This window comes from Maridesulfovibrio ferrireducens (assembly GCF_016342405.1).
In the GTDB taxonomy this organism is placed as follows: Bacteria; Desulfobacterota; Desulfovibrionia; order Desulfovibrionales; family Desulfovibrionaceae; genus Maridesulfovibrio; species Maridesulfovibrio ferrireducens_A.
In genome coordinates, this window is the sequence record NZ_JAEINN010000047.1 from 1 (window position 1) to 5,084 (window position 5,084).

At 58.5% G+C, this 5,084-nt stretch carries 1 tRNA gene and 3 rRNA genes; all 4 read right to left on the reverse strand.

What is annotated here, in order from left to right:
• Positions 1–5 precede the first annotated feature (5 nt).
• The 4 genes from rrf to JEY82_RS19485 all read right to left on the reverse strand — a co-directional run bounded on the left by rrf (position 6) and on the right by JEY82_RS19485 (position 4,963).
• A 5S ribosomal RNA gene (rrf, locus tag JEY82_RS19470) occupies positions 6–119 on the reverse strand.
• Positions 120–199: 80 nt separating this feature from the next.
• Positions 200–3,141 (reverse strand): 23S ribosomal RNA (locus JEY82_RS19475).
• A gap of 53 nt (positions 3,142–3,194) precedes the next feature.
• A tRNA-Ala gene (locus tag JEY82_RS19480) sits at positions 3,195–3,268 on the reverse strand.
• A 154-nt stretch (positions 3,269–3,422) separates the two neighbouring features.
• A 16S ribosomal RNA gene (locus JEY82_RS19485) occupies positions 3,423–4,963 on the reverse strand.
• Together the 16S, 23S and 5S rRNA genes with 1 tRNA gene alongside form the textbook arrangement of a ribosomal RNA operon.
• Positions 4,964–5,084 lie beyond the last annotated feature (121 nt).

Here is a 5,084-nt window from a genome sequence, read left to right on the forward strand (position 1 = left end):
AAAAGGCCCGGCGGCTACCTACTCTCCCACGGAAAAACCGTAGTACCATCGGCGTGAGGGCGCTTAACTTCCGTGTTCGGGATGGGAACGGGTGTGTCTGCCCTGCTGTGGCCACCGGGCCGGCCAACACCCGGGAGCGCGAGAGGTTCTCGTGCGCCCGGTCTTGGCAGTCCGCATGTGTCGGGACCGGAACAGTGATATGGTCAAGCCTCTCGGATGATTAGTACCGGTCGGCTGAACGCATTGCTGCGCTTGCACCTCCGGCCTATCGAACAGGTAGTGTCCCTGTTTCCTTATGCCCGCTCTAGGCGGGGGGGATGTCTCATCTTGGGGAGGGCTTCCCGCTTAGATGCTTTCAGCGGTTATCCCTTCCGAACGTAGCTACCCGGCAGATGCCGTTGGCACGACAACCGGTACACCAGAGGTTCGTCCACTTCGGTCCTCTCGTACTAGAAGCAGGACCCCTCAAACATCCAACGCCCATGGCAGATAGGGACCGAACTGTCTCACGACGTTCTGAACCCAGCTCGCGTACCGCTTTAATTGGCGAACAGCCAAACCCTTGGGACCTGCTCCAGCCCCAGGATGCGATGAGCCGACATCGAGGTGCCAAACCTTGCCGTCGATATGAACTCTTGGGCAAGATCAGCCTGTTATCCCCGGAGTACCTTTTATCCGTTAAGTGACGGCGCTTCCACGCGCTACCGCCAGATCACTAAGACCTACTTTCGTACCTGCTCGGCTTGTTTGCCTCGCAGTCAAGCCACCTTGTGCCTTTACACTTGAGAGATGATTCCCAACCATCCTAAGGTGACCATCGCGCGCCTCCGTTACTCTTTAGGAGGCGACCGCCCCAGTCAAACTTCCCACCTGGCACTGTCCCCAGACCGGATCACGGTCGGGGTTAGAGAACTGGAGAGGGAAGGGTGGTATTTCACCAGCGGCTCCGCGCAGCCTGACGGCCACGCATCACTGCCTCCCACCTATCCTACACATCCCTGTCCAGGTCTCCATGCCAAGCTGAAGTAAAGGTTCACGGGGTCTTTCCGTCTAACCACGGGTACCAGGCATCTTCACCTGGACTTCAATTTCACCGGATTTCGCGTTGAGACAGCGCCCATATCGTTACACCATTCGTGCGGGTCGGAACTTACCCGACAAGGAATTTCGCTACCTTAGGACCGTTATAGTTACGGCCGCCGTTTACTGGGGCTTGGATTCGCTGCTTCGATCGCTCTGACAACTCCTCTTGACCTTCCAGCACCGGGCAGGTGTCAGTCCATATACTTCCCGTTGCCGGTTCGCATGGACCTGTGTTTTTGGTAAACAGTCGCATGGGCCATTTCACTGCAACCCCCTTGCGGGGGCCATACTTATCCCGAAGTTACGTATGCATTTTGCCGAGTTCCTTAACGCGAATTCTTCCGTGCGCCTTTGCATTCTCAGCTCGCCCACCTGTGTCGGTTTATAGTACGGTCCCCCAGAGACGCTCCTTAGAGACTATTTCTCGGCACGACGACTACGCGCACTTCGACCCGCCGTAACGGGTCTCGCTCACGGCTCGCCTCAGCCCCCGGATTTGCCTGGGGGCCTCATCAGCTCGCCGCTCCGGCCGGGACTACCGTCGCCCGGCTGCGTTTCGCCCTATGCGTCGTCCCATCGGGACTCTGGGAGGTGCTGGGATGTTGACCAGCTTCCCATCGACTACGGCTCTCGCCCTCGCCTTAGGGGCCGACTAACCCTTGGGTAGATTGACTTTACCCTGGAAACCTTAGGCTTTCGGCGGACGGGGATCTCACCCGTCTTTTCGTTACTCATGCCTGCATTCTCTCTTCCGTCCCGTCCACAAGCGCTTCCGCGCCCGCTTCTTCCGTACACGGAATGCTCTCCTACCGCCAGCGTCTCTAGGACGCTGGCCCGCGGCTTCGGTGGCGTGCTTAGCCCCGTTACATTATCGGCGCATGACTACTCGACCAGTGAGCTGTTACGCACTCTTTGAAGGGGTGGCTGCTTCTGAGCCAACCTCCTGGCTGTCTGGGCAATCATACTTCCTTTCCCACTTGGCACGCCTTTGGGACCTTAGCCGGCGGTCCGGGCTGTTTCCCTCTTGACGATGGCCCTTATCAGTCACCGTCTGACTGCCGCACATTGTATCGCGGTATTCGGAGTTTGGTTAAGCTCGGTACCCAGTGACGGGCCCTCACCTATCCAGTGCTCTACCTCCGCGACAGTCCATGCGACGCTAGCCCTAAAGCTATTTCGGAGAGTACCAGCTATCTCCAAGTTTGTTTAGTCTTTCGCTCCGAGCCACAGCTCATCCCAACCCTTTTCAGCGGATTTAGGTTCGGCCCTCCACTGGATTTCACTCCAGCTTCAGCCTGGCCATGGCTAGATCACTTGGCTTCGGGTCTACCGCACGCAACTGCTCGCCCTGTTCAGACTCGGTTTCCCTACGGCTCCGGGACTCCTATCCCTTAACCTCGCTGCATACGGTAACTCGCAGGCTCATTCTACAAAAGGCACGCCATCACCCGACTTGCAGGCTCTGACCGCTTGTAGGTCCACGGTTTCAGGTTCTCTTTCACTCCCCTCCCGGGGTCCTTTTCACCTTTCCCTCACGGTACTATGCGCTATCGGTAGCTGCCGAGTATTTAGCCTTGGAGGGTGGTCCCCCCAGATTCCGACAGGATTTCTCGTGTCCCGCCGTACTCAGGAAATGCGGCCATCCAGGCGCAACCGTTTCGCGTACGGGGCTTTCACCCGCTCTGGCCGGCCTTCCCAGGACCGTTCCGCTACAGTTGCGCTTTCTGACTGGACGGGCAAGCCCCGCCGCACCCCTACAACCCCGCGCACCCGAGGGCACGCGGTTTGGGCTCCTCCCCGTTCGCTCGCCGCTACTGGGGGAATCTCGTTTGATTTCTACTCCCGCTGGTACTCAGATGGTTCACTCCCCAGCGTATACCGCAGACGCACTATTTTATTCATGCGCATGCGAATGTCATCAGGACATTCGGGTTACCCCATTCGGAAATCCGCGGATCATTGGGTATTGGCCCCTCCCCGCGGCTTGTCGCAGCTAATCACGTCCTTCTTCGCCTGGCAGCTCCTAGGCATCCTCCGTGGACCCTTATTCACTTGACCATATCATTCTTCCAATCCCTACGCTTATCCTTTCAAAAACCAAAAAATACAACTGGAGGCAAGGGGATTCGAACCCCTGACCCTCGGCTTGCAAAGCCGATGCTCTAGCCAGCTGAGCTATGCCCCCGACTCGGGGCAAGCGCCTTCAGGGAAGGCAAAGGGAACGGAAAATCAGAATCTGCGACCCCTTCGGGGCGATTGTCTGCAGGACTTGCACCTGCTGGCCGACGGCCTTCCTTGTGCCTGAGGCTGTGAGGGCCTCGGGCTCCCTTTCTTGGTAGAAAGGAGGTGATCCAGCCGCACCTTCCGGTACGGCTACCTTGTTACGACTTCACCCTCCTCGCCAGACGTACCTTCGGAACCGCCCCCCCTTGCGGGTTGGGCTGGCGACTTCGGGTACCCCCGACTCGGATGGTGTGACGGGCGGTGTGTACAAGGCCCGGGAACGTATTCAACGCGCCATGCTGATGCGCGATTACTAGCGATTCCAACTTCATGGAGTCGGGTTGCAGACTCCAATCCGTACTGAGACCGGCTTTGTGCGATTCGCTTGGCCTCGCGGCTTCGCTGCGCTCTGTACCGGCCATTGTAGCACGTGTGTGGCCCAGGACATAAGGGCCATGATGACTTGACGTCGTCCCCACCTTCCTCCGGTTTGTCACCGGCAGTTCCGTCTGAGTGCCCACCATCACGTGATGGCAACAGACAGCAGGGGTTGCGCTCGTTGCGGGACTTAACCCAACACTTCACAGCACGAGCTGACGACAGCCATGCAGCACCTGTGTGCAGGCCGCAAGCGGCCTGTGCCTTTCGGCACCATTCCTGCACATGTCAAGCCCTGGTAAGGTTTCTCGCGTATCATCGAATTAAACCACATGCTCCACCGCTTGTGCGGGCCCCCGTCAATTCCTTTGAGTTTCACCCTTGCGAGCATACTCCCCAGGCGGTTCACTTAATGCGTTAGCTCCGGTACCGAGGGTCGACCCCCCGCCACCTGGTGAACATCGTTTACTGTGCGGACTACCAGGGTATCTAAACCTGTTTGCTCCCCGCACCTTCGCGTCTCAGCGTCAGTACATGGCCAGATGTCTGCCTTCGCCATTGGTGTTCCTCCAGATATCTACAGATTTCACCCCTACACCTGGAATTCCGACATCCCCTCCTGTACTCTAGCCCTGCAGTTTCCAGCGCGTCTCCCCGGTTGAGCCGGGGCATTTCACGCCGGACTTGCAGGGCCGCCTGCACGCCCTTTACGCCCAATGATTCCGAACAACGCTCGCCCCCTACGTGTTACCGCGGCTGCTGGCACGTAGTTAGCCGGGGCTTATTCCGGGATTCACGTCATCATGCGGCCATTGCCTGCCGCACTTATTCCTCCTCCCGAAAAGAACTTTACAACCTCACGGCCTTCATCGTTCACGCGGCGTCGCTCCGTCAGGCTTTCGCCCATTGCGGAAGATTCTTAGCTGCTGCCTCCCGTAGGAGTCTGGACCGTGTCTCAGTTCCAATGTGGCCGATCACCCTCTCAGGCCGGCTACCCATCGTCGCCACGGTGGGCCTTTACCCCGCCGTCTAGCTAATGGGCCGCGGACTCATCCCCCGGCGACGCCGAAGCGCCTTTCCCCGCAAGCACCTCTGTGCTCGCGCTCGCATCCGGTATTGATCCAGGTTTCCCTGGGCTATCCCGGACCGGGGGGCAGATTGTCCACGTGTTACTCACCCGTCCGCCGCTCTAGGGGCCCGAAGGCCCTTGCCGCTCGACTTGCATGCTTAAAACGCGCCGCCAGCGTTCGTTCTGAGCCAGGATCAAACTCTCCGTCATAGGAATGCGGGCCCGAAGGCCCACAGTTGCTATTCTGAAATAGTCCACCCTGTCATCTCTCGCAAACGAACGTAGCTTATCTCATCTACTGTTCATCACTCGGTAATTGACTGGGAAGCCC